The 22,421-nt window shown below is 70.8% G+C and carries 20 protein-coding genes and 1 pseudogene; 14 read left to right on the forward strand and 7 right to left on the reverse strand.

Translation table 11 applies throughout. The features are described 5' to 3' along the window. Positions 1-131 precede the first annotated feature (131 nt). The 4 genes from uvrC to whiA all read left to right on the forward strand — a co-directional run bounded on the left by uvrC (position 132) and on the right by whiA (position 5,247). On the forward strand, positions 132-2,060 hold the full coding sequence (uvrC, locus tag ACWEPL_RS55115; protein WP_452441299.1) for an excinuclease ABC subunit UvrC: 1,929 nt from the start codon (positions 132-134) through the stop codon (positions 2,058-2,060). A gap of 82 nt (positions 2,061-2,142) precedes the next feature. Continuing rightward, a complete protein-coding gene (gene rapZ / locus ACWEPL_RS55120; protein ID WP_355384327.1) occupies positions 2,143-3,009 on the forward strand; it encodes an RNase adapter RapZ in 867 nt (288 codons plus the stop codon). Between the two features lie 323 nt (positions 3,010-3,332). Further along, a complete protein-coding gene (locus ACWEPL_RS55125; protein WP_452441315.1) occupies positions 3,333-4,196 on the forward strand; it encodes a gluconeogenesis factor YvcK family protein in 864 nt (287 codons plus the stop codon). Between the two features lie 70 nt (positions 4,197-4,266). Continuing rightward, entirely contained in the window at positions 4,267-5,247 is a 981-nt protein-coding gene (whiA, locus tag ACWEPL_RS55130) for a DNA-binding protein WhiA (protein WP_350739945.1), read from the forward strand. An 872-nt stretch (positions 5,248-6,119) separates the two neighbouring features. Here the strand turns inward: whiA and ACWEPL_RS55135 are convergent. Continuing rightward, positions 6,120-6,761 (reverse strand): hypothetical protein, encoded by a 642-nt coding sequence (locus ACWEPL_RS55135; RefSeq protein ID WP_452441301.1) that lies wholly within the window; start codon positions 6,759-6,761, stop codon positions 6,120-6,122. A gap of 186 nt (positions 6,762-6,947) precedes the next feature. Between ACWEPL_RS55135 and gap the strand changes: the two genes are divergently transcribed. The 5 genes from gap to ACWEPL_RS55160 all read left to right on the forward strand — a co-directional run bounded on the left by gap (position 6,948) and on the right by ACWEPL_RS55160 (position 10,921). Then, the gene (gap, locus tag ACWEPL_RS55140; RefSeq protein WP_363970068.1) at positions 6,948-7,952 is read left to right on the forward strand and encodes a type I glyceraldehyde-3-phosphate dehydrogenase; all 1,005 of its coding nucleotides are present in this window, start codon (positions 6,948-6,950) and stop codon (positions 7,950-7,952) included. A gap of 230 nt (positions 7,953-8,182) precedes the next feature. After that, positions 8,183-9,382 (forward strand): phosphoglycerate kinase, encoded by a 1,200-nt coding sequence (locus ACWEPL_RS55145; protein ID WP_452441302.1) that lies wholly within the window; start codon positions 8,183-8,185, stop codon positions 9,380-9,382. Positions 9,383-9,389: 7 nt separating this feature from the next. After that, a complete protein-coding gene (gene tpiA / locus ACWEPL_RS55150) occupies positions 9,390-10,172 on the forward strand; it encodes a triose-phosphate isomerase (protein ID WP_350739957.1) in 783 nt (260 codons plus the stop codon). A 99-nt stretch (positions 10,173-10,271) separates the two neighbouring features. Then, positions 10,272-10,502: a preprotein translocase subunit SecG gene (gene secG, locus ACWEPL_RS55155; RefSeq protein WP_185076999.1), complete on the forward strand. Its 231-nt coding sequence runs from the start codon at positions 10,272-10,274 to the stop codon at positions 10,500-10,502. Between the two features lie 74 nt (positions 10,503-10,576). Then, on the forward strand, positions 10,577-10,921 hold the full coding sequence (locus ACWEPL_RS55160; RefSeq protein WP_350739960.1) for an RNA polymerase-binding protein RbpA: 345 nt from the start codon (positions 10,577-10,579) through the stop codon (positions 10,919-10,921). Positions 10,922-10,982: 61 nt separating this feature from the next. On the opposite strand, the gene ACWEPL_RS55165 is transcribed toward ACWEPL_RS55160, so the two are convergent. Continuing rightward, positions 10,983-12,587, reverse strand: a complete 1,605-nt coding sequence (locus tag ACWEPL_RS55165) for an amidohydrolase (RefSeq protein WP_452441304.1) — start codon at positions 12,585-12,587, stop codon at positions 10,983-10,985. Between the two features lie 585 nt (positions 12,588-13,172). On the opposite strand from ACWEPL_RS55165, the gene ACWEPL_RS55170 reads away from it, so the two are divergent. Further along, positions 13,173-14,192, forward strand: a complete 1,020-nt coding sequence (locus tag ACWEPL_RS55170) for an N-acetyltransferase family protein (protein WP_452441305.1) — start codon at positions 13,173-13,175, stop codon at positions 14,190-14,192. 174 nt (positions 14,193-14,366) lie between these two features. On the opposite strand, the pseudogene ACWEPL_RS55175 reads toward ACWEPL_RS55170, so the two are convergent. Then, positions 14,367-14,783 (reverse strand): annotated as a pseudogene (locus tag ACWEPL_RS55175) (Clp protease N-terminal domain-containing protein); the annotation flags it as partial. 72 nt (positions 14,784-14,855) lie between these two features. On the opposite strand from ACWEPL_RS55175, the gene ACWEPL_RS55180 reads away from it, so the two are divergent. The 3 genes from ACWEPL_RS55180 to ACWEPL_RS55190 all read left to right on the forward strand — a co-directional run bounded on the left by ACWEPL_RS55180 (position 14,856) and on the right by ACWEPL_RS55190 (position 17,121). Further along, entirely contained in the window at positions 14,856-15,602 is a 747-nt protein-coding gene (locus ACWEPL_RS55180; protein WP_452441306.1) for a hypothetical protein, read from the forward strand. 62 nt (positions 15,603-15,664) lie between these two features. Next, entirely contained in the window at positions 15,665-16,534 is an 870-nt protein-coding gene (locus ACWEPL_RS55185; protein ID WP_452441307.1) for an oxidoreductase, read from the forward strand. Positions 16,535-16,545: 11 nt separating this feature from the next. Then, positions 16,546-17,121, forward strand: a complete 576-nt coding sequence (locus ACWEPL_RS55190; RefSeq protein WP_350739974.1) for a TetR/AcrR family transcriptional regulator — start codon at positions 16,546-16,548, stop codon at positions 17,119-17,121. Here the strand turns inward: ACWEPL_RS55190 and ACWEPL_RS55195 are convergent. Beyond that, a complete protein-coding gene (locus tag ACWEPL_RS55195) occupies positions 17,110-18,003 on the reverse strand; it encodes a class I SAM-dependent methyltransferase (protein WP_452441309.1) in 894 nt (297 codons plus the stop codon). The genes ACWEPL_RS55190 and ACWEPL_RS55195 overlap by 12 nt on opposite strands. On the opposite strand from ACWEPL_RS55195, the gene add reads away from it, so the two are divergent. After that, complete coding sequence (gene add, locus ACWEPL_RS55200) at positions 17,956-18,969, forward strand: adenosine deaminase (RefSeq protein WP_452441310.1); 1,014 nt, start codon at positions 17,956-17,958, stop codon at positions 18,967-18,969. The genes ACWEPL_RS55195 and add overlap by 48 nt on opposite strands. Positions 18,970-19,035: 66 nt before the next feature. Here add and pgl read toward each other — a convergent pair whose 3' ends face one another. From pgl to zwf, 3 genes are all read right to left on the reverse strand, one after another. Further along, positions 19,036-19,809 (reverse strand): 6-phosphogluconolactonase, encoded by a 774-nt coding sequence (gene pgl, locus ACWEPL_RS55205; protein ID WP_355200617.1) that lies wholly within the window; start codon positions 19,807-19,809, stop codon positions 19,036-19,038. Between the two features lie 33 nt (positions 19,810-19,842). Then, on the reverse strand, positions 19,843-20,757 hold the full coding sequence (locus tag ACWEPL_RS55210; protein ID WP_355200619.1) for a glucose-6-phosphate dehydrogenase assembly protein OpcA: 915 nt from the start codon (positions 20,755-20,757) through the stop codon (positions 19,843-19,845). 67 nt (positions 20,758-20,824) lie between these two features. Continuing rightward, a complete protein-coding gene (gene zwf, locus ACWEPL_RS55215) occupies positions 20,825-22,420 on the reverse strand; it encodes a glucose-6-phosphate dehydrogenase (protein WP_363970048.1) in 1,596 nt (531 codons plus the stop codon). Between the last annotated feature and the right edge of the window lies 1 nt (position 22,421).

The raw sequence follows: 22,421 nt of genomic DNA on the forward strand, positions 1-22,421 counted from the left end.
CAGCATCGCGACTCCCGTGAACAAGGTGATCCCCGGAGACTGGTCAAATATCTCCAGCAAGCCACTGACCAAGGTGAACACGAACGACGCGGGTAGGCAACCTTGTCGGTGGGGGCTACTAGTCTTTGAACGTGGCGAGATCAGCGGGCACCCCCTTGAGTTTCCGGCCCAAGCCGGGTTCGATCCCCGATTCCCCGGGGGTCTACCGGTTCAGGGACGCGCACGGCCGGGTGATCTACGTCGGCAAGGCCAAGAGCCTGCGCCAGCGGCTCAATTCGTACTTCGCCGACTTCTCCGCGCTGCACCCGCGGACCCAGACGATGCTGACCACGGCCGCCGACGTCGACTGGACCGTCGTCGGCACCGAGGTCGAGGCGCTGCAGCTCGAATACTCCTGGATCAAGGAGTTCGACCCGCGCTTCAACGTGAAATACCGCGACGACAAGTCGTACCCCTACCTCGCGGTCACCATGGGCGAGGACTTCCCGCGCGTGCAGGTCATGCGCGGGGCCAAGCGCAAGGGCACGCGCTACTTCGGCCCCTATTCGCACGCGTGGGCCATCCGCGAGACCGTCGACCTGCTGCTGCGGGTCTTCCCGGTGCGCACGTGCACCGCGGGGGTGTTCAAGCGGGCCGGCCAGATCGGCCGCCCGTGCCTGCTCGGCTACATCGACAAGTGCTCGGCGCCGTGCGTCGGTCGGGTCACCCCGGAGGAGCACCGCGAGCTGGCCGAGGACTTCTGCGACTTCATGGCGGGCAACACCAGCCGCTTCATCAAGCGTCTCGAGAAGGAGATGCGCGAGGCCGCCGGCGAGCAGGAGTACGAGCGCGCCGCGCGGCTGCGCGACGACATCCAGGCGTTGCAGCGGGCGCTGGAGAAGCAGGCCGTGGTGCTCGGCGAGGGCACCGACGCCGACGTGATCGCGCTGGCCGAGGACCCGCTCGAAGCCGCCGTTCAGGTCTTCTACGTGCGCGGCGGCCGCATCCGCGGCCAGCGCGGCTGGGTGGTCGACAAGGTCGAGGACACCTCCCCCGGCGAGCTGGTCGAGCAGTTCCTGCTCCAGATGTATGCCGAGGCGAGCCCCGACTCGATGCCGCGCGAGGTGCTCGTGCCCGCGCTGCCGCCCGACAACGACGCGGTCGCCGAGCTGCTGACCGAGCAGCGCCGGGCCCGTGTCGAGGTGCGCGTGCCGCAGCGCGGCGACAAGAAGTCGCTGATGGAGACCGTCGAGCGCAACGCCAAGGAGTCGCTGGCGCAGCACAAGATCCGCCGCGCCAGCGATCTGACCACCCGCAGCAAGGCGCTGCAGGAGATCGCCGACGCGCTCGACCTCGACCAGGCGCCGCTGCGCGTCGAGTGCTACGACGTCTCCCACCTGCAGGGCGAGAACGTCGTGGCGTCGATGGTCGTCTTCGAGGACGGGCTGGCGCGCAAGAGCGAATACCGGCGCTTCGCCGTCAAGACGAAGGAGGGCGACGTCGCCTCGATCTACGAGGTGATCATGCGCCGCTTCCGCCGCTACCTGGAGGAACGCTCGGCCACCGGCGAGCTGGTCGCCGACGACGACACCGGCCACGGCCCCATCGACCCTGAGACCGGCAAACCGCGCAAGTTCGCCTATCCGCCCAACCTCGTCGTCGTCGACGGCGCGGGTCCCCAGGCGGCCGCCGCGCAGCGGGCGCTCGACGAGCTCGGCATCGACGACGTGTCCGTGTGCGGGCTGGCCAAGCGGCTGGAGGAGGTGTGGTTGCCCGGCGATGACCAGCCGGTGATCATGCCTCGTTCAAGCGAGGGTCTCTACCTGCTGCAACGCGTGCGGGACGAGGCACACAGGTTCGCCATCACCTACCATCGTTCCAAGAGGTCCAAGACGGTGAAGGAGAGCGCGCTCGACGGCGTGCCCGGCCTCGGGCCGGCGCGCAGGCAGGCGCTGCTCAAACACTTCGGCTCCGTGAAGAAGCTACGCGAGGCCACTGCCGCGGAAATGTGCGAGGTTCCCGGCATCGGCCCGTCCATCGCCGAGGTCATCGTGTCGACACTGAAGGGAGAGTCACCATGATCTCGCCAGGATGCCACGGCGTGTCCGGGTGCCTCCGCCATGGTGGCGCGCCCGGGCAGGGCGTGCGGGACGGAGAGAGGCAATGAGCACCGAGCCGGCGTTCGTCATCGTCACCGGCATGTCCGGGGCGGGACGCAGCACAGCCGCCAAAGCGCTCGAGGACCTGGGCTGGTTCGTCATCGACAACCTGCCGCCCGGGCTGCTGTTCGCGATGGCGGAGGAGGCGGGCAAGGTCAAGCTGGCGGCCGACAAGGTGGCGGCCGTCGTCGACGTGCGCAGCCTGGCCTTCACCACCGACCTCAACGCGGCCATCGAGGAGCTCGAGGGGCGCGGTGTGCGGGTGCGGGTGGTGTTCCTGGAGGCCAGCGACGAGGAGCTGGTGCGCAGGTTCGAGAACGTCCGCAGGCCGCACCCCCTCCAGGGCGAGGGGCGGCTGGTCGACGGGATCACCCGTGAGCGGGGGATCCTGCGGGAGGTCAGGGCCAACGCCGACCTGGTGATCGACACCTCGTCGCACAACGTCCACGACCTGCGCAACAAGATCGTCGCGTACTTCGGCGGTGAGGACCGGCCGGGGCTGCGGCTCAACGTCGTGTCCTTCGGGTTCAAGTACGGGCTGCCGGTGGACGCCGACCTGGTGGTCGACTGCCGGTTCCTGCCCAATCCGCACTGGGTGCCGGACCTGCGGCCGATGAACGGGCTCGACGCGCCCGTGCGCGACTACGTCCTCGGGCAGCCGGGGGCCAAGGAGTTCCTCGACGCGTACGAGGAGGTCCTGCAGGTGGTCGCGGCCGGATACGCGCGCGAGGGCAAGAGTTACGCGACGCTCGCGGTGGGCTGCACGGGCGGCAAGCACCGTAGCGTGGCCATGGCCGAACAGGTCGGCGCCCGCCTGCGCGACCGCGGGATGGAGGTCCAGGTGAGCCATCGGGATGTGGGGCGGGAGTGACCGATGAAGGCTTCGCAGCAGCAGGTTCACCGCGGTCGGCGGACGGTGATCTTCCCGGCGCTGTGACCCGCTCGGACGCGGTGGGTCCAGGCTCCGAAGGGCGTGCTGAGAGTACGGGTTCCGAGGGGGCCGGTGTGGGGCGTGACGAGAACCCGGACCTGGCCTCGGAGGGTGAGGTGTGCCCGGTGCGGCTCGCGCGGCCGGCCGCGGGCAACCCGGTGCCGGAGCGCGGGACGTACACGCGGACGTTCTCGGGGTTCGGGCCGCACGTCGTGGCTCTGGGCGGCGGGCACGGGCTTTACGCGTCCCTGTCCGCATTACGGATGGTGACCGACCGGTTGACCGCCGTGGTGACCGTCGCCGACGACGGCGGGTCCAGCGGGCGGCTGCGGCGCGAGCTCGGCGTGCTGCCCCCCGGCGACCTGCGGATGGCGCTCGCCGCGCTGTGCGGCGACGACGAGTGGGGCAGCACCTGGAGCGAGGTGGTGCAGCACCGCTTCCGCAGCGAGGGCGAGCTGCACGGGCACGCTGTCGGCAACCTGCTCATCGTGGCCCTGTGGGAGCTGCTCGGCGACCCCGTGGCCGGGCTCGACTGGGTCGGACGCCTGCTGGGCGCCCACGGCCGGGTGCTGCCGATGGCGTCGGTGCCGCTCGACATCGTGGCCGAGGTGGAGCTCGACGGCGTCAGATCGACCGTGCGCGGGCAGGTGGCGTGCGCGCTGACGCCCGGACGGGTGCAGGCGATCTCGCTCGTGCCCGAGGACCCGCCCGCGCGGCCCGAGGCGGTCGAGGCGGTGCAGGAGGCCGGCTGGGTGGTGTTCGGGCCGGGATCGTGGTTCACCAGCGTGCTGCCGCATCTCAAGGTGCCCGAGCTGGCCAGGGCCCTGCACTCGACCAAGGCCAAGCGGCTCGTGACCCTCAACCTGGCGCCCCAGCCGGGTGAGACGGACGATTTCTCCCCCCAGCAACACCTGGAGGTGCTCAGGCAGCACGCTCCCGACCTGTCGATCGACGTCGTGCTCGCCGACACCGGAGTGGTGGACGACCCCGGCGCGCTGGACAAGGCCGCTGCGGCGCTCGGCGCACGGCTCGTGATGGCCGACGTGGCCGCCGCGGACGGCTCGCCGAGGCATGACCCACGACGTCTTGCCTCCGTCCTGGACGAGATTTTCCTCCAGAAGCGTTGATCCTGGTCGGCGTGGCGCGAAGGTGCGAGAGACTGCTGAGAGCCGGTCTGATGGGGGAGAGGACTAACGCATGGCCATGACAGGTGTGGTGAAAGACGAACTGAGCCGCCTGCCGGTGCTGAAGCCGTGCTGCCGCAAGGCGGAGGTTTCCACGCTGCTGCGATTCGCCAGCGGCCTGCACCTGGTGGGCGGACGGATCGTGATCGAGGCCGAGCTCGACACGAACGCCACCGCACGGCGACTGATCAAGGACATCGGCGAGGTGTTCGGGCACAAGGCCGAGGTGCTGGTGCTCGCGCCCGCCGGCCTGCGCAAGGGCTCGCGCTACGTCGTGCGGGTCTACCGCGACGGCGAGGCGCTCGCGCGCCAGACGGGCCTCATCGACAACCACGGCCGCCCGGTGCGCGGCCTGCCCCGCCAGGTGGTGGCGGGGGCCGCCTGCGACGCCGAGGCCGCCTGGCGGGGCGCGTTCCTCGCGCACGGCTCCCTCACCGAGCCGGGGCGTTCGATGTCGCTCGAGGTCACCTGCCCGGGTCCGGAGGCGGCGCTCGCCCTGGTGGGCTCGGCGCGGCGGCTCAAGATCCACGCCAAGGCGCGCGAGGTGCGCGGCGTCGACCGCGTCGTGGTGCGCGACGGCGACGCCATCAGCGCGCTGCTCACCCGCCTGGGGGCGCACGACAGCGTGCTGGCCTGGGAGGAGCGCCGGATGCGCCGCGAGGTCCGGGCCACCGCCAACCGGCTGGCCAACTTCGACGACGCCAACCTGCGGCGGTCGGCGCGGGCGGCGGTGGCGGCGGGGGCGCGGGTGCAGCGCGCTCTGGAGATCCTCGGGGACGAGGCGCCCGATCATCTGGTGGTGGCGGGGCGGCTTCGGGTGGAGCACAAGCAGGCGTCTCTGGAGGAGCTGGGGCAGATCGCCGACCCGCCGCTGACCAAGGACGCCATCGCGGGGCGGATCCGGCGGCTGCTGGCCATGGCCGACAAGCGCGCCTCCGACATGGGCATCCCCAACACCGAGGCCAACCTCACCGTCGACATGCTGGCCCCGTGACTTTCTAGATCTCCAGATGCCGCGGCTGTGCCTGGTGGGGGCCCAGTCACCTGGTGTGCGCTTCAAGCCCGTCTCTTACGGCCGCGCGCCGGTCTTCAGGCCCATCCTTTACGGCTGCGCACGGTGGGCCGCGCGCTGGTCCTCAGGCCCATCCTTTACGGCTGCGCACGGTGGGTCGCGCGCTGGTCCTCAGGCCCATCCTTTACGGCTGCGCACGGTGGGCCGCACGCGCCGACGTGGGTGGCCGTCTGTCATGGCCGGTCGTGAAGGCTCACGGGTTGCTCGCCGTGACGACGCGCATTCTGGGCCGGCTCCGTGGTCGGCTTGGCCGGGGGCCGGGGGCCGGGGGCCGGGGGCCGGGGGCCGGGGGCCGATGGCTGGTGCGTTGCGTGGACGGCTGGGGGCTGGAGTGCCTGGTCGGCGGCCAGTGGCTGCAGCGTTGGTGGCCCGGGTGCCGGTGGCTCGTGAGCCGTGGACTCGCGGTGGCTGTGCGCGGCGCAGGAGGGCCCAGAGGCGACGTGCTGGCTCGTTAGGTGCCGGTGGCCGGGTTGGCGGGTGGTCGGGGTGCGTAGGCCGTCCACCGGCTGGTTGGAGCACTTGGCTGGTTGGCGCCGGGTTGGGCGCTGGCTGGGCGCCCAGTGAGTCGGCGCCCAGTGAGTCGGCGCCCGGTGAGTCGGCGCCCGGTGAGTCGGCGTCCGGTGGGTCGGCGTCCGGTGGGTCGGCGTCCGGTGGGTGGGCCGACGAGCGGTCGGGAGCGCCGGTCGGCGGGGTGCGGAGTGGCTGGGTGTGCCCTGTCGGTGGGCCGGCGGACGGTCGCGGTGTGCCTGTCAGCGGGGCGGGGGTGGGGCCCGGGGCTGGTGGGGTGGGGGTGGTCAGTCCTTGGTGGGGTTGCGGGGAGTGAACAGGTCCGTTGTCGGCTTCGGGGTGGGGGCCTGGGCGGGCTCGAACGGGGCGCGGTACTCCGGCTCCGCCGACTCCGACTCCGCCTCGGCCGCCTGGGCCCTCTGGGCGCGGCGGACCCGTACCACGCGCAAGGTCAGCAGGAGCAGCGCGGCGAGGGCGGCCACGGCGATGTAGAGCCAGGCCGCCCACGAGACCGAGAGCGGATCCCGGTAGAGCGCGGGCGCGTAGGGGAGGCCGGCGGAGAAGTTGTCCAGCGTGATGTCGGACAGGTCGGCGGGGCCGCGCTCGGCGGGCGGGGTGTGCAGGGTGGAGCCGATCATGATCGACGAGCCGGCGATCTGACCCGCGGCCATGGCGCCGCCCGCGTACAGCGCGGCCACGGGGATCAGGAGGATGCTGCGGGGCCGTACCGCGCCCATCGCCAGGGCGACGATCAGGGCGACCACGAGAGACGAGGCCAGCGACAGCGGATGGCCGTTGCCGAAGGCGATCACGGCGGCGGGCAGGCGGGTCTGGAACAGCACGGCCGCCCCCAGCACTGCCGCGCTGACCAGCGCAGATAGTACGCCTACAATGAGTCCGGGCAGCAGGCCGGACCGCTTGTGTGACATCTCAGCCCCCAGAGAATGCACGAATTTACATCGATGAGTCGGGCACTTTACTCGAACCTCGCAAAACGTGCCTCCGGAACGCTGATTCACATGCGGGGACCTGCAGTGGTCTAAACCAATTTAGGTCCGATAGGGTTCGTGGTTGAGGTTTCAGCCCGCCACCTGGTTTCGAGGAGATCGGTTCCCGTGAGCATCCGCGTAGGCGTCAACGGCTTCGGCCGCATCGGTCGCAACTTCTGGCGCGCTGTCGCCGCCAGCGGCAAGGACATCGAGATCGTCGCGGTCAACGACCTGACCGACAACGCGACGCTCGCCCACCTGCTGAAGTACGACAGCATCCTGGGCCGCCTGCCTTACGAGGTGAAGGCCACGAGCGACGAGATCGCGGTCGACGGCAAGGCGATCAAGGTCTTCGCCGAGCGCGACCCGGGCAAGCTGCCCTGGGGCGACCTCGGTGTGGACGTGGTCGTGGAGTCGACGGGCCTGTTCACCGACGCCACCAAGGCCAAGGTGCACGCCGAGAACGGCGCGAAGAAGGTCATCATCTCCGCTCCGGCGAAGAACGAGGACGTCACGATCGTGATGGGCGTCAACGAGAAGAGCTACGACCCGTCCAGCCACACGATCATCTCCAACGCCTCCTGCACGACCAACTGCCTGGCGCCGATGGCCAAGGTCCTTCACGACACCTTCACCATCGAGAAGGGTCTGATGACCACGATCCACGCGTACACGCAGGACCAGAACCTCCAGGACGGCCCGCACGGCGACCTGCGCCGCGCCCGCGCCGCCGCGCTCAACGTGGTGCCCACCTCCACCGGCGCCGCCAAGGCCATCGGCCTGGTGCTGCCCGAGCTCAAGGGCAAGCTCGACGGCTTCGCCATGCGCGTGCCGATCCCCACCGGCTCGGCCACCGACCTCACCGTCGACGTCAGCCGCGAGGTCACCGTCGAGGAGGTCAACGCCGCGGTCAAGGCCGCCGCCGAGGGGCCGCTCAAGGGCATCCTCAGCTACACCGAGGACCAGATCGTCTCCTCCGACATCGTCACCGACGCGCACTCCTGCATCTTCGACGCCGGCCTGACCAAGGTCATCGGCAACCAGGTCAAGGTCGTCGGCTGGTACGACAACGAGTGGGGCTACTCCAACCGCCTCGCCGACCTGATCGAGCTGGTCGGCCGCGACCTCTGACCCACCGAGTCCGTGGGGGAACGCCGTTGCCTTGCCCGGTGAGGGAGGGCAACGGCTCAGAGCGAACAAGCCGCCGCCGTGGGGGTGGGGCCCATGTGTTCGCGAGGGAGCGCCGTCGCCTGGACCGAGGAGCGTCGGGAGCGAAGCGACCGGAGCGACGAGGGAAGGCGACGGCTCGAAGCGACCGAGCCCGCCTCCGCGGAGCGGAGGCAATGAACAGGAGCATGAGCATGCGCACGCTCGACGAGCTCGACGTGAAGGGGCGGCGCGTGCTTGTGCGCGTCGACCTCAACGTCCCCCTCGACGGGGAGACGATCACCGACGACGGCCGCATCCGGGCGTCGGTGCCGACGATCAAGGCGCTGGTGGAACGGGGCGCCAAGGTCGTCGTCTGTGCCCATCTGGGCAGGCCCAAGGGCAAGGCCGACCCGAAATACTCGCTCAGGCCGGTGGCCGGGCGGCTGGGCGAGCTGCTGGGCCAGGAGGTGGCGTTCGCGACCGACGTGGTCGGCGACAGCGCCCATGGCACCGTTGAAACGCTCCAGGGCGGCGAGGTCGCGCTGCTGGAGAACCTGCGCTACGAGCCGGGCGAGGAGTCCAAGGACGACGCCGAGCGGGCCGCGTTCGCCGGGAAGCTGGCGGGGCTGGCCGAGCTCTACGTGGGCGACGGGTTCGGCGCGGTGCACCGCAAGCACGCCAGCGTCTACGACGTGCCCAAGCTGCTGCCGCACGCGGCGGGCGGGCTGGTCGTGGCCGAGGTCGAGGTGCTGAAGAAGCTGACCGAGAGCCCCGAGCGGCCCTATGTGGTGGTGCTGGGCGGCGCCAAGGTCTCCGACAAGCTCGGTGTCATCGCCAACCTGCTGACCAAGGTCGACCGGCTGCTGATCGGCGGCGGGATGGCGTACACGTTCCTCAAGGCCCAGGGCTACGAGGTCGGCAAGTCGCTGCTCCAGGAGGACCAGCTCGACCAGGTGCGCGGCTTCCTCAACACGGCCGCCGAGCGCGGCGTCGACCTCGTGCTGCCAGTCGACGTGCTGGCGGCGGTCTCGTTCGGGCCGGACGCCGAGCACGACGTGGTCGCGGCCACCGAGATCCCGGCGGACCGGGAGGGGCTCGACATCGGGCCCAGGACGCGCGAGCTGTTCGCCTCGAAGCTGGCCGACGCCAGGACCGTCTTCTGGAACGGCCCCATGGGCGTGTTCGAGTTCGACGCGTTCTCCGGCGGCACCAGGGCGGTGGCCGAGGCGCTGATCGCCCGTACCAGCGCCGAAGGGGCCTTCACCGTGGTGGGCGGCGGCGACTCGGCGGCGGCCGTGCGGAAGCTGGAGCTCCCCGAGGACGGTTTCTCGCACATCTCCACCGGTGGCGGGGCCAGCCTCGAATACCTTGAGGGCAAGGCCCTCCCCGGACTCGAGGCCCTGGAGGACTGAGCAACCTATGAGCACGCGCAAGCCGCTCATCGCCGGCAACTGGAAGATGAACCTCAACCACCTCGAGGCCATCGCGCTGGTCCAGAAGCTGGCCTTCGCACTCAACGACAAGGACTTCGACAAGGCCGAGGTCGCCGTCCTGCCGCCGTACACCGACCTGCGCAGCGTGCAGACGCTGGTCGACGGCGACAAGCTGAGGATCGTGTACGGCGCCCAGGACCTGTCGCAGCACGAGGGCGGCGCCTACACCGGTGAGATCTCGGGCGCCATGCTGGCCAAGCTCGGCTGTACCTACGTGGTGATCGGCCACTCGGAGCGGCGGCAGTACCACCACGAGGACGACGACCTGGTCAACGCCAAGGTGCAGGCCGCCTACCGGCACTCGCTCACCCCGATCCTGTGCGTCGGGGAGGGGCTGTCCGTGCGTCAAGAGGGCGGCCACATCGCGCACAGTCTTGGACAACTCGACGGCGCGCTGCGCAAAATCAGCGCCGAGCAGGCAAAATCGATAGTGGTGGCCTACGAACCGGTGTGGGCGATCGGCACCGGTGAGGTGGCCACCCCGGAGGACGCCCAGGAGGTTTGTGGCGCGCTGCGAGTCAGACTCGCGGAGCTCTACGACTCCGAAGTGGCCGCCGGGATCCGTATCCTTTACGGAGGCTCGGTCAAGTCGGGCAATATCGCGGGGATCATGGCTCAACCCGATGTCGATGGCGCGCTCGTGGGCGGTGCCAGCATCGACGCCGGGGAGTTCGCGAAGATCTGCCGTTTCTCCGATATGCCAGGCTAACTGAGTCGTTCTGGGGGTGCGACTTGACAACAGGCCGTACCCTCAGAAGGCAAGTCTGAATCGTCACGCGTAACAAAGCATTGAAGGAACAGGCATACCGTGGAAATCGGAATCTCCATCGCCCTCATCCTGGCGAGCGGTCTCATGATCCTGCTCGTGCTGCTCCACAAGGGCAAGGGTGGCGGCTTGTCTGACATGTTCGGCGGCGGTTTCTCGTCGAACTTCGGTGGTTCCTCGGTGGTGGAGCGCAACCTCGACCGGCTGACGATCATCACCGGCACGATCTGGTTCGTCTGCATCATCGCTCTCGGCCTTCTCATGAAGCCCTGAGCAAACAAGTTAACGCGTGACAGTGATTCTCCCCCCGTGCCTGCGCGCGGGGCGATCGAGCGAGGAGTTCATCCGTGGGTAGTGGCAACGCGATCCGTGGCAGCCGAGTCGGCGCCGGCCCTATGGGGGAGGCCGAGCGCGGCGAGGCAGCTCCGAGAGTGCGGGTCTCGTTCTGGTGCGCCAACATGCACGAGACGCGCCCCAGTTTCGCCAGCGACGCGGCGGTTCCCGAGCATTGGGACTGCCCACGTTGCGGCCTCCCTGCCGGACAGGACGAGTCGGCCCCGCCTGCCCCACCGAAGAACGAGCCGTACAAGACGCATCTTGCCTATGTGAAGGAGCGCAGGAGCGACAAGGACGGCAAGGCGATCCTCGAGGAGGCACTGGAGCGCCTGAGGAACAACAAGTCCCCCTGGTAGTGGCTGGGTTCGGCGAAAGGGTCTCGGTTCTCCGAGGCCCTTTCGCCGTTTACATGGCCGCTCAGCTTTCGTGGACGGGGTCGCCGTCCACGAACGTCAGGCGCGCCCGCGCCGTCCAGATCTCGCCCGGCGCGAGCTCGAACGGGTCGCGGTCCAGGACCACCAGGTCGGCCGGGCGGCCCGGCTCGACGGCGCCGGCCGGGGAGCGGTTGATCCAGGCCGAGCCCGCCGTGTACGCGGTCATGGCGGCGGCCAGGTCGATGCGCTGGCCGGGCAGGAACGGGGTCTGCGCGGTCGGGTAGCCGGCGTGCACCGAGCCGCCGGGCTCCGTGCGGTTGACCGCGACGTGCATGCCCTGCAGCGGGTCGGCGTTGGAGACCGGCCAGTCGCTGCCCGCGCAGAAGCGGGTGCCGTGCGCCAGCAGGTCCGCGAACGGGTACTGCCACGACGAGCGCGGCTCCCCGAGGTACGGCAGGGTCAGCTCGTCCATCTGGGCGTGGTGCGTGGCCCACAGCGGCTGCAGGTTGGCCGTGACGCCCAGGGCCGCGAAGCGCGGCACGTCCGACGGCTCGATGATCTGCAGGTGGGCGATGTGGTGGCGGTTGCCGGGGTCGGTGCCCTCGAAGCTGTCCAGGGCCTCGCGCACGGCCCGCTCGCCGATGGCGTGGAAGTGCACCTGGAAGCCGAGCCGGTCCAGCTCGGCGACATACTCCTTGAGCTTGTACGGGTCCACGTACGACAGGCCCGTGCCGCCGCAGAGGCAGTACGGCTCCAGGGTGGCCGCCGTGAAATTCTCCGTGATGCCGTCCTGCATGATCTTGACCGAGGTGGCCCTGAACCGGTCGAGGCCCTCGGCGGCGGCACGGCGTTCGACCAGCTCCTCGATCTGGTCCAGGCCGCGCGTCCTGTCCCACCACAGCGCGCCCACCACACGCGCCCTGAGCCTGCCTGAGCGGGCCGCGGACAGGTAGGTGGGCAGTTGGTCCTGGGAGCCCGCGTAGGAGCCCACGATGGCGTCCTGCCAGCCGGTGATGCCCAGCGAGAACAGGTGCCGCTGCGCGTCCTCCAGCGCGTCGTCCAGGTCCTGGGCGGTCGGGCGCGGGGTGAGCAGGCCGACGAGGTCCATCGCGCCCTCGTGCAGCACGCCGGTGGGCTCGCCCCCGGCGTCGCGCTCTATGCGGCCGTCGGCGGGGTCCGGCGTGTCCTTGGTGATGCCGGCCAGCTGGAGGGCCCGGGTGTTGACCCAGGCGGCGTGGTGGTCGCGCTGGATGAGGTACGCGGGACGGTCGAGGAAGTCGAGCTGGTCGCGGTGGGGGAGGCCGCCGGGGAACGCCGACATGTCCCAGCCGCCGCCATCGATCCACTCTTTAGCCGGATTTTTCGCGGCATAGTCGGCTATCACGGCTATGTAGGCGTCAAGGCCGAAATCTTCTGACAAGTCGCACTTTGCCCGTTCGAGGCCCGCCTGGACCGGGTGCATGTGCGCATCCGTGAAGCCGGGCACCAGCAGGCCACCCTCCAGATCCACCGTCTCGTGGGACGGCGCCTGGCGGGCCAGCTCGCCCTCCGGCCCCACCGCGGCGATCACGCCGTCGCTCACCAGCACGGCCTCGTCCCGCACGCCGCCCGGCGTGAAGACGCGGCCCCCTCGGAAGAGGATGTTCATGGGGTTCCTTTCTGTGGTGGATCCGGCTCGCGCGCTCCGAGCCCGCCGTACATCTTCCCGCCCGGCCCGGTGACCTGCGACAAGCGGGGCGGCTCCCGGGCTGCTGACGGGCCCAGGACGGCGTCCTCGCCGCGCTCGGGGAGCGGCCGGGTCTCACCGCTCGAACGGGGCGCCCTTCGCGATCGGCGCCCTCACCGTGCGGGACGGCCGGATCTTCGGCCGGTCGACGGCTACGAGCGCGATGGAGCGGTCGGCGTCGGGCCGTGCGGTGGTGCGACCTCCGCCCCCTGACGAGGCCCGGTCCGGGGGCCGCCCAGGTGGCCATGGCGCGTGGTCGCATCGCGGCCGGCGCGCGGAGGCGGGCGCGCGGAGGCCGAGGGTGCGGAGGCCGAGGGTGCGGAGGGGGTGCGGAGGCCGAGGGTGCGGAGGGGGTGCGGAGGTGGGGGTGCGGAGGGGGTGCGGAGGTGGGGGTGCGGAGGGGGCGATGGAGGGAAATATGGGGATAAATCGCATCATCTCGCGACGAAATACGCGATGAAACACATCGTTAGCGGTCGTGTAACAGCTGCCAGGCATGCTCAAGCCATGGGATTCTTGCGCATCCGCACCACGGTGGACGAGCGACCCGGCCGGCTGGCCTCACTCGCCGCGGCCCTGGCGGCCAGGGGCGGCAACATCCTCGGCCTGAGCGTGCAGTCCGACGCGGACGGCACCGTCGACGAGTTCGTCGCCGACATCCCCGCCAACCCCGAGACGGTGCGCGAGGCGCTGGAGGCGGCCGGCGGCCGCCGCGTCCAGGTGGTCCCCGCCACCGCCCACGAGCTGACCGACGAGCCCACCAGGGCGCTGCTGCTGGCCTCCAGGCTGCGTTCCATGCCGTGGCGGCTGCCCGAGCTCCTGGCCGAGCTCCTGCGCGCGGACGACGCCAGGTGGATCTATGGTGAAGTGGTGAGTGATCTTCCCGACCCGACCCAGCTCGTCGTCCCCGTGGCCCCCAGGCGGGCGGTCCGGCTGCGCCGCGCGGAGCTGCCGTTCACGCTGACCGAGGCGGCCAGGGCGGCCTCCTTCGCCCGGCTCGCCCAGCCCGCGGAGACGAGCGCCGCCGAGCGCGCGATCAAGCTCTCCGACGGCGTCGAGATCACGGTCCGGCCGCTCACCTCGATCTACCGCGAGGCCGTGCGCGACCTGCACGACAGGTGCTCGCCCGAGTCGCGCCGGTTCCGCTACTTCACCTCGATGCCCGCGCTGCCGGCGCGCACGTTCGACCGGCTGTGCGACAGGAGCAGGGGATTCTCGCTGGTCGCCGGGCACGACGGGCAGGTCGTGGCGATGGCCAACCTCATGTTCACCCCTGACCCGGGCATCGCGGAGATGGCCTTCCTGGTCGAGGACCGCTGGCAGGGGCGCGGCCTGGGCACGGCGATGGCCAGGATGCTCGTGAGGAGCGCCCGCGACCTGGGGTACGCCGAGGTCAAGGCCACCATGCTGTCCGACAACGCCAGGATGCGCAGGCTGCTGATCTCCTTGGGCGCCACGCTCGGCTACACCGAGGACCCCGGGGTGATGGAGGGCAGGCTGCCGGTCGGCACGATGGTCTCAGCCTAGGCCCTCTTCGCGCGGCGGCTCTTCCGGCCGCTTGTCGGCCTGCGGCCGGATGCCCAGGTGGCGTTCGATGCGCTCCAGGCTCTCCTCGATGCGGGTGAGCCGCTCGCCCAGCACGGAGCCGCCGGCGAAGAACATCTCGGTGGGTCGCTCCTTGGAGCCGCGGCCCACGCGGTCGAGCAGGCGCTGCCGTACGTCCGCCAGGTCCGCGCCCGCGTCCACCAGCGCCTGGGCCGCCAGCCCCTCTCCCTCCCTGATCAGCCCGAGCAGGATGTGCTCGGTGCCGATGTAGTTGTGGCGCAGCTGCAGGGCCTCGCGCAGTGACAGTTCGAGGACCTTCTTGGCGCGCGGCGTGAAGGGGATGTGCCCGCTGGGCGACTTGGCGCCGTGGCCCACCTCGCGTTCGACGAAGGCGCGTACGTGGTCGAGCTCCACGCCACAGCCGTCGAGCACCAGCGAGGCCAGCCCCTCGCCCTCGTGGATCAGGCCGAGCAGGATGTGCTCCGTGCCGATGTAGTTGTGGCTCATCATCCGCGCCTCCTCCTGGGCGAGGACGACGACCCGTCGCGCACGGTCGGTGAAGCGTTCGAACACGGGGGCCTCCGTTCGACTGCCACTGCCTCCACTATGCGCTACAAACCAGCGGATGTGGGGTATTTGACCTGTGTGGATCTTGACGAGGTGGCCGACCGGCTCTACGCGCTGCCGCCGTCCGAGTTCACCGCCGCGCGCGAGGCCGAGGCCCGCGCGGCCAAGGACGCGGGTGAGGCGGGGCTCGCCCGCGAGATAGCGAAGCTCCGCAAGCCCACGGTGTCCGCCTGGGCCGTGAACCGGGTCGTCCGCGAGCGCCCCGACGAGCTCGCCGAGCTGCTCGATGTGGGGGAGCGGCTGCGCGCGGCCTGGCAGGAGCAGGACGCCGACGCGCTGGCCGAGCTGACCCGGCGCCGCGCCGGCGTCATGGGCAAGGTGGGCAGGCTCGTCAGGCAGGCGGGCGGCCTGTCGCCCGCGGCGGCCGCCGAGGTGGACCAGACGCTGGAGTCCGCCATCGTGGACGCCGACGCGGCCGCGCAGGTGCGCCGGGGCTGCCTGGTCAAGCCGCTCAGCTACAGCGGCTTCGCCCCCGCCCCCGTCCCGCGCGAGCGGCCCGCCAGGCGGCCGTCCCCCGAGGACGAGGCGAAGAAGCGCGAGGAGGCCGAGGCCAGGAGGGCCAGGGAACGCGAGGAGGCCGAGGCCGCGCACCGGGAGTGGCAGGCGGCGCTGGAGTCCGCCGTGCGGGAGCACGACGAGCGCGCCGAGCGGGTGGCGCTGCTGGAGCGGAAGCTGGCCAAGGCCCGCAAGAGGCTCACCGAGAGCGAGCAGCGGCTGGAAGTCGCCCGGCGCGAGGAGCGGCACGCGCGGCAGAGATTGGGCTAGGGTGACGGTGTACGAAACGGTTTCGTACACCAATGAGCCAACGCCCAGACCGAGGAGTGGCGATGACTGGCTGGACCCCTGACTCCATCCCCGACCTGACCGGCAAGACCGCCATCGTGACCGGCGCCAACAGCGGCATCGGCCGCCCCACCGCGCTGGAGCTGGCCAGGCACGGCGCCCGCGTCATCGTCGCCGCGCGCTCGCCCGAGAAGGGCGAGGCGACCGTGGAGGACATCCTGCGGGCGGTGCCCGGCGGCGAGGTCGAGTACGGCCGGCTCGACCTCGCGGACCTGGCCTCGGTCAGGCGGTTCGCCGAGGGCGTCGACCGGCTCGACCTGCTGGTCAACAACGCGGGCATCGGCATGATCGCGCGGCAGGAGACCAGGGACGGCTTCGAGATGCAGTTCGGCACCAACCACCTGGGCCACTTCGCGCTCACGGGCCTGCTGCTGCCGCTCCTGCTGGCCGCTCCCGCCGCCCGCGTGGTGAACGTCTCCAGCGACGCCCACGCCATGGGCAGGATCGACTTCGACAACCTCGGCCTGGAGCGCGGATACAGCCGCTTCGGCGCGTACGGACGCTCCAAGCTCGCCAACCTGCTCTTCACCCTGGAGCTCCAACGGCGCGCTGAGAGGGCCGGCAAGGGCCTCATCAGCGTCGCCACCCACCCGGGCACCACCGCCACGAACATCGTCAAGCTCGGGCCGCTACAGCCCCTCATGGGCGTGTTCTTCAAGTCGGCGGCGGCCGGGGCGGTGCCCTCGCTCTACGCCGCGACCTCGCCCGACGTCCGCGGCGGCGAGTTCATCGGCCCCAAGCTCAAGCGCCTCACGCCGTCGGAGAGGGCGCGCTCGGAAGCGGACGCCAGGCGGCTCTGGGACGTGTCGACGGAACTGACGGGCGTACGATTCGATGAAATCGCCTACAGCTGAAGGACGTGTGCGTGGCTCCACTAGACCCTGATCGCGACAGGGCCATTCTCGACGCCACGATGGAGCTGTTGTCGGAGGTCGGCTACGACCGGATGTCGGTCGACCAGATCGCCAAACGGGCCAGGGCCAGCAAGGCCACCATCTACCGGCGCTGGTCGGGCAAGCCCGAGCTGGTGGTCGACGTCATCTGCCGGCGCTTCGACATGGACGCGCCCGCGGGCGAGGACACCGGGTCGCTCCGCGGCGACCTGGTCTCCATCTTCCGCGGGCTGTGCCAGACGGTGGAGCGCAAGCACACGCTCGTCATCGGCCTGTCCTCGACGCTGGTGTCCAACCAGGAGCTGGCGCGCACCCTGCGCGCGCACATGCCCACCAAGGACCTCGACGACGTGCAAGCCCTGCTGGAGCGGGCCGCCGAGCGCGGAGAGCTGTCCGGGCCCGTCGATGCCGGGCGGCTCTTCACGCTCGCCGAGGCGCTGGTCTGGCATCGGATGATCTTCGCGGGGCCTCCGTTCGGGCCGGAGTTCGTGGCCGAGTCGGTCGACGGGGTGCTGATGCCGCTGGTGACCGCCTGGTCAAAGGCCTGACCGGGCGGCGTGCGCCAGGTAGGCGCACACGGGGAAGCCCTCCCGCTCGTACGGGGCCGCCAGCCGGGTGTAGCAGGCCCTGATCCGCTCGAAGGTCTCCGGCGGCTGCCTGGCGATCATCGCGAAGCGCGGGCCGCCCGCCTGCACGAGGTCGTCCCACCAGGTGGCCAGATCGACCCGGTGGTGCCAGCGCACCGGATCGACCGCCGCCGCCTCGAACCCCGCCGCCTCCAGCAGCTCGGTGAAGCGCCGCGGCGTGTCGTTGCCGGTGAACGGCCGGGCCGGCGGCTCGTAGGGGACCCCGGCGGCGGCGATGGCGTCGGCGAAGACGTTGGTGGCGGTCATCTCGTCGGACTTCCACCAGGTCAGCGCGATGGTGCCGCCGGGACGCAGCACGCGGTGGAGCTCCTTGAGGGCCCTGGCCGTGTCGGGCACATGATTGATGACGAAATTTCCGGCTATAGCGTCAAATTCCCCGTCGTCGAAGGGGAGCTCGGGGAGTGCGGCCTGGCGGATCGTCGCGTACGGGTGGCGGCGCGCGGTCAGCTCGAGCATGCCGGGATCGGCGTCCACGGCCGTGACCTCGGCGCCTAACGCGAGCGCCGCGGAGGTGACCACGCCGGTGCCGCAGCCGATGTCGAGCAGCCGGGGCGCGCACGCCCGGTCGAGGAGGGGGCCGACGGTGTGGGAGCTCAGCTGGGCGAAGCCGCGATCGTACGCTTCGGCGTTGGTCACGCCTTCAACCCTATCCCAGCCGCCGATCCTGACAATCTTCTGTGAGATTTCCCCATGAAGGCTATTTTTTCGGGAAATATCGCTCGTATGGTCGTCGCCATGACCATCGACGCCTTCATCGACGCGCTCCCCAAGGTCGAGCTCCACGTGCACCTGATCGGTTCGGCCTCGGTCCCCACCGTGCTCGAACTCGCCCGCCGCCACCCCGGCAGCACGGTCCCCACCAGCGAGGAAGAGCTGCGCCGCTTCTACACCTTCCGCGACTTCCCGCACTTCGCCCAGGTGTACCGGGCCGTCAACGCGCTCGTCAGGGAGCCGGAGGACGTGGCGACCCTCGTCCTCGGCCTGGCCCGCGACCTGGCCCCGCAGGGCGCCCGTTACGTGGAGCTCCAGGTGACGCCGTATGCCCACCACATCGTCGGCATGCCCATGCGCGAGGTGACGGAGGCCCTTGACCTGGCCGCCGCCCGTTCGCTGGCCGATCACGGGGTGGAGATGGCGTACATCTTCGACATCCCCGGCGAGTACGGCGAGGAGGCCGCCAAGGTGACCGTGGAGCACGCGCTCCAGGAACCTCCCGCCGCGCTGGTAGGTTTCGGGATCGGCGGCATCGAGCAGGAGCGCCCGAAATATCGGGACGCGTACCGATCGGCGTTCTCGGCGGCCCGCGCCGCCGGCCTCCACAGCGTCCCGCATGGCGGCGAGATGTCCGGCCCCGAGACGATCTGGGAGGTCATCGAGGGCTACGGCGCCGAACGCATCGGCCACGGCATCAACTGCCTCGCCGATCCGCGCCTGGTCGCCCACCTGCGCGACACCCAGCTCCCGCTGGACGTCTGCCCCACCTCGAACGTCTGCACCGGCCAGGTCGCCGACCTCGCCGGGCACCCGCTGCCGCGGATGCTGGAGGAGGGCCTGTACGTGACGCTGAACAGCGACGACCCGCCCATGTTCGCCACGACGCTGGCCGACGAGTACCGGGCCGCGGCCCGCGCCTTCGGCTTCGGCAAGTCCGAGCTGGCCCAGCTGGCCAGGAACGGCGTGCGGGCGTCGTACCTGGCCGAGGAGCGCAAGCAGGCGCTGATCGAGGAGATCGACCAGCTGGCCGGGTAGGGACGACACAGGGCGGGAACCGCGCGGCCCCCGCCCTGTCCGGAATCAGGGTCCGGAATCACGGCCTCAGGGGGACGAGATGCGCCCGAGCTCCGGCGGGATCTTGCTCGCCGCCGCCCTGTCCAGCAGGAACAGCGTGCGCGCCCGCCCTCTGGCACCCGAAGCGGGCACCTGGACATGCCCCGACTCCGACAGCGCCAGCCGGACGGCGCCCGACTTCTCCTCACCGGCCGCCACCACCCAGACCTCGCGCGAGGACTGGATGGCGGGCAGCGTCAGCGAGATGCGGGTCGGCGGCGGTTTCGGCGCGCCGTGGACGGCCACCACCGGGCGCGTGTCGTACAGCGCGGGCATGCCCGGGAACAGCGACGCCACGTGCGCGTCGGGCCCCATGCCGAGCAGCATCACGTCGAAGCCGGGCACGGGACCGTGGTCCTCCGGCCGGGCCGCCCTGCGCAGCTCGGCCGCGTAGGACTCGGCCGACTCCTCGGCCGTCAGGCCCGAGTCGGGGCCGAGCATGACGTGGACCCGCTCCGGGTTGACGTCCACGTGGTCGAGCAGGGCCTCCCGGGCGCCGGTCTCGTTGCGTTCCTTGTCGCCGGAGGGCACGAAGCGCTCGTCGCCCCACCAGATGTCCAGCCGGCGCCAGTCGACGGCGTCGCGGGCGGGGGTCGCGGCGATCGCCGCCAACGTGGCGATGCCGACCGTGCCGCCCGTGAGCACGATCGAGGCCGACCCCTTGGCCGACTGCACGTCGACCAGGCGGGTGATGATCCGTGCCGCCACGGCATTGGCCAGGACATCGGCGTCGCGGTGGACGACCACGCTGGGAACGCTCACAGGTACTACTTTCTCAGCCACTGCGGTCCCACGTCATCCCTTGTACGTGCGGGCGAACCGCTTGACCGCGGCCTCGTAGATCTCGTCGGGGTCGAGCCTGCGCAGCTCTTCCGCCATCAGCTCGGCGGTCTGGCGCCGGGCCAGGGCCACGTTCCGGTCGGGCTGGCCCGGCCGCGACAGCGTGGCCAGGCGGGCATCGTGCCGCACCACGGCCAGGTCGCCGTCGTTGAGCTGCAGGCGGACGGCCGTCAGCCCGGGGCCGGAGGAGTCGACGACCTTGATCGGGGCGCCGAGCCGGTCCGACAGCCAGGCGGCCAGCAGCGGCGCGCTCGGGTTGCCGGGAGAGGCCTCCACCACGCCCTTGCGGACCTTGCCCACCGGCTGGTCGAACGCGGCCGCCAGCAGGCTGCGCCACGGCGTCAGCCGGGCCCAGGACAGGTCGGTGTCGCCGCGGGAGTATCCCTTGGCCCTGGTCACCAGCGACTTGACCCCGCCGTCGTCGAAACCCCTGGCGTCGGTGATCCGGCGCTGCGCGAGGGCGCCGACCGCGTCCTTGGCCGGGACGTCGGGCGCCGCGCCCGGCCACCACACCACGACGGGCGTGTCGGGCAGCAGGAGCGGGCTGACCACGGAGTCGGCGTGCTGGGTCAGCTCGCCGTACAGGCGCAGGACCACGACCTCGCCCGGCGTGGACTCGCCGATGCGCAGCTCCGCGTCCAGCCTGATCGGCTCGTCGGCCTCACGGTTGATCACGACGATGATGCGCGACGGGTGCTCGCGGGCCGCGTCGGTGGCCGCGCGCAGCGCGTCGTACTGGTGGCGCTCCTCGCAGACCACCACGAGCGTCAGCACCATGCCGATGGCGGGCGCGCCCATCTGGTGGCGCAGGTGCGTGAACTGCGCCGAGATCTTCCCAGCCGTCGTGTCCGACAGCATGAAGGTAGTCACGAGTCCTCCTTCGTCGGACTCGCGACTGTAGTGCTGTGTCCGATGGTTCTCTCGCTACGCTCGATCACTAGAGCCTCCTCCACACGCGGCCGTCGCGGGCCATCATCGCGTCCGCCGACGGCGGCCCCCACGAACCGGCCTCGTAGGGCTCGGGCTGGCCCTGCGTGGCCCAGAACTCCTCGATCGGGTCGAGGATCGTCCACGACAGCTCGACCTCCCGCTGGTGCGGGAAGAGCGGCGGGTCGCCGATCATCACGTCGAGCAGCAGCCGCTCGTACGCCTCCGGTGACGACTCCAGGAACGACTCGCCGTAGGCGAAGTCCATGGAGACGTCCCGGACCTCCATGGCGGTCCCCGGCACCTTCGAGCCGAACCGCACGGTGATGCCCTCGTCCGGCTGGACTCGCACCACCAGCGCGTTCTGGCCCAGGATCTCGGTGTCGTCCTTGCTGAACGGCAGGTGCGGCGCCCGCTGGAACACCACGGCCACCTCCGTCACCCGGCGGCCCAGCCGCTTGCCGGTGCGCAGGTAGAACGGCACGCCCGCCCAGCGGCGGTTGGCGATCTCCAGCTTGACGGCCGCGTACGTCTCGGTCGTGGACTCGGGCGAGATGCCCTCCTCCTGCAGGTAGCCGACGACCTTCTCGCCGCCCTGCCAGCCGGCGGAGTACTGGCCCCGCGCCGTGTTCAGCGCCAGGTTGGCCGGCAGCCGCACGGCCTTGAGCACCTTCTCCTTCTCCCGCCGCAGCGCCGAGGCATCGAACGAGGTCGGGTCCTCCATGGCGACCAGCGCGAGGAGCTGGAGCAGGTGGTTCTGGATCACGTCGCGGGCCGCGCCGATGCCGTCGTAGTAGCCCGCGCGCCCGCCGATGCCGATGTCCTCGGCCATGGTGATCTGCACGTGGTCGACGAAGCCGCGGTTCCAGATGGGCTCGTAGAGATTGTTGGCGAACCGCAGCGCCATGATGTTCTGGACGGTCTCCTTGCCCAGGTAGTGGTCGATCCGGAAGATCGAGCTCTCCGGGAAGGCCGAGTTGGTGATCTCGTTCAGCTCGTGGGCCGACTTGAGGTCGTGCCCGAACGGCTTCTCGATGACCACGCGGCGCCACGACCCGTCGGGCGCGTCGGCCAGCCCGGTCCGCTTGAGCTGCTCCACCACCACGGGGAAGAACTTCGGCGGCACCGACAGGTAGAACGCGTAGTTTCCGCCCGTGCCCCGAGTCTCGTCGATCTCCGCCAGCGCCATGGCCAGCGCGTCGAACGCCCCATCGTCGGAGAACTCGCCGGGCACGAAGTGGATGCCCTCGCGGATCTGCTTCCAGACCTCCTCGCGGAAGGGCGTCCTGGCGTGCGCCTTGACGGCGTCGTGCGTCAACTGGGCGAAATCCTGGTCTTTCCAATCGCGCCGGGCGAAGCCGACCAGCGAGAAGCCGGGCGGCAGCAGCCCCCGGTTGCCCAGGTCGTAAATCGCCGGCAACAGCTTGCGTTTGGCCAGGTCACCCGTCACGCCGAACAACACCATCACGCACGGTCCCGCAACCCGCGGCAGCCGCTTGTCGCGCGGATCGCGCAGCGGGTTGGCGGCGGCCACCTCCTCGGTGGTGGCGGTGCCCGCGACGGCGGCCGCGACGGCCTCCTCCACGGGTGCTGCCGGGTCAGTCATG

This window comes from Nonomuraea sp. NPDC004186 (assembly GCF_053603495.1).

Excerpts from the sequence above, each read along its gene's own strand:
- ACWEPL_RS55145 (WP_452441302.1), top strand. The coding sequence starts at position 8,183 with ATGCGCACGCTCGACGAGCTCGACGTGAAGGGGCGGCGCGTGCTTGTG.
- ACWEPL_RS55170 (WP_452441305.1), top strand. The coding sequence starts at position 13,173 with ATGGGATTCTTGCGCATCCGCACCACGGTGGACGAGCGACCCGGCCGG.
- ACWEPL_RS55125 (WP_452441315.1), top strand. The coding sequence starts at position 3,333 with ATGGTGACCGACCGGTTGACCGCCGTGGTGACCGTCGCCGACGACGGC.
- ACWEPL_RS55135 (WP_452441301.1), bottom strand. The coding sequence starts at position 6,761 with ATGTCACACAAGCGGTCCGGCCTGCTGCCCGGACTCATTGTAGGCGTA.
- whiA (WP_350739945.1), top strand. The coding sequence starts at position 4,267 with ATGGCCATGACAGGTGTGGTGAAAGACGAACTGAGCCGCCTGCCGGTG.
- ACWEPL_RS55165 (WP_452441304.1), bottom strand. The coding sequence starts at position 12,587 with ATGAACATCCTCTTCCGAGGGGGCCGCGTCTTCACGCCGGGCGGCGTG.
- zwf (WP_363970048.1), bottom strand. The coding sequence starts at position 22,420 with ATGACTGACCCGGCAGCACCCGTGGAGGAGGCCGTCGCGGCCGCCGTC.
- tpiA (WP_350739957.1), top strand. The coding sequence starts at position 9,390 with ATGAGCACGCGCAAGCCGCTCATCGCCGGCAACTGGAAGATGAACCTC.
- rapZ (WP_355384327.1), top strand. The coding sequence starts at position 2,143 with ATGAGCACCGAGCCGGCGTTCGTCATCGTCACCGGCATGTCCGGGGCG.
- add (WP_452441310.1), top strand. The coding sequence starts at position 17,956 with ATGACCATCGACGCCTTCATCGACGCGCTCCCCAAGGTCGAGCTCCAC.
- ACWEPL_RS55185 (WP_452441307.1), top strand. The coding sequence starts at position 15,665 with ATGACTGGCTGGACCCCTGACTCCATCCCCGACCTGACCGGCAAGACC.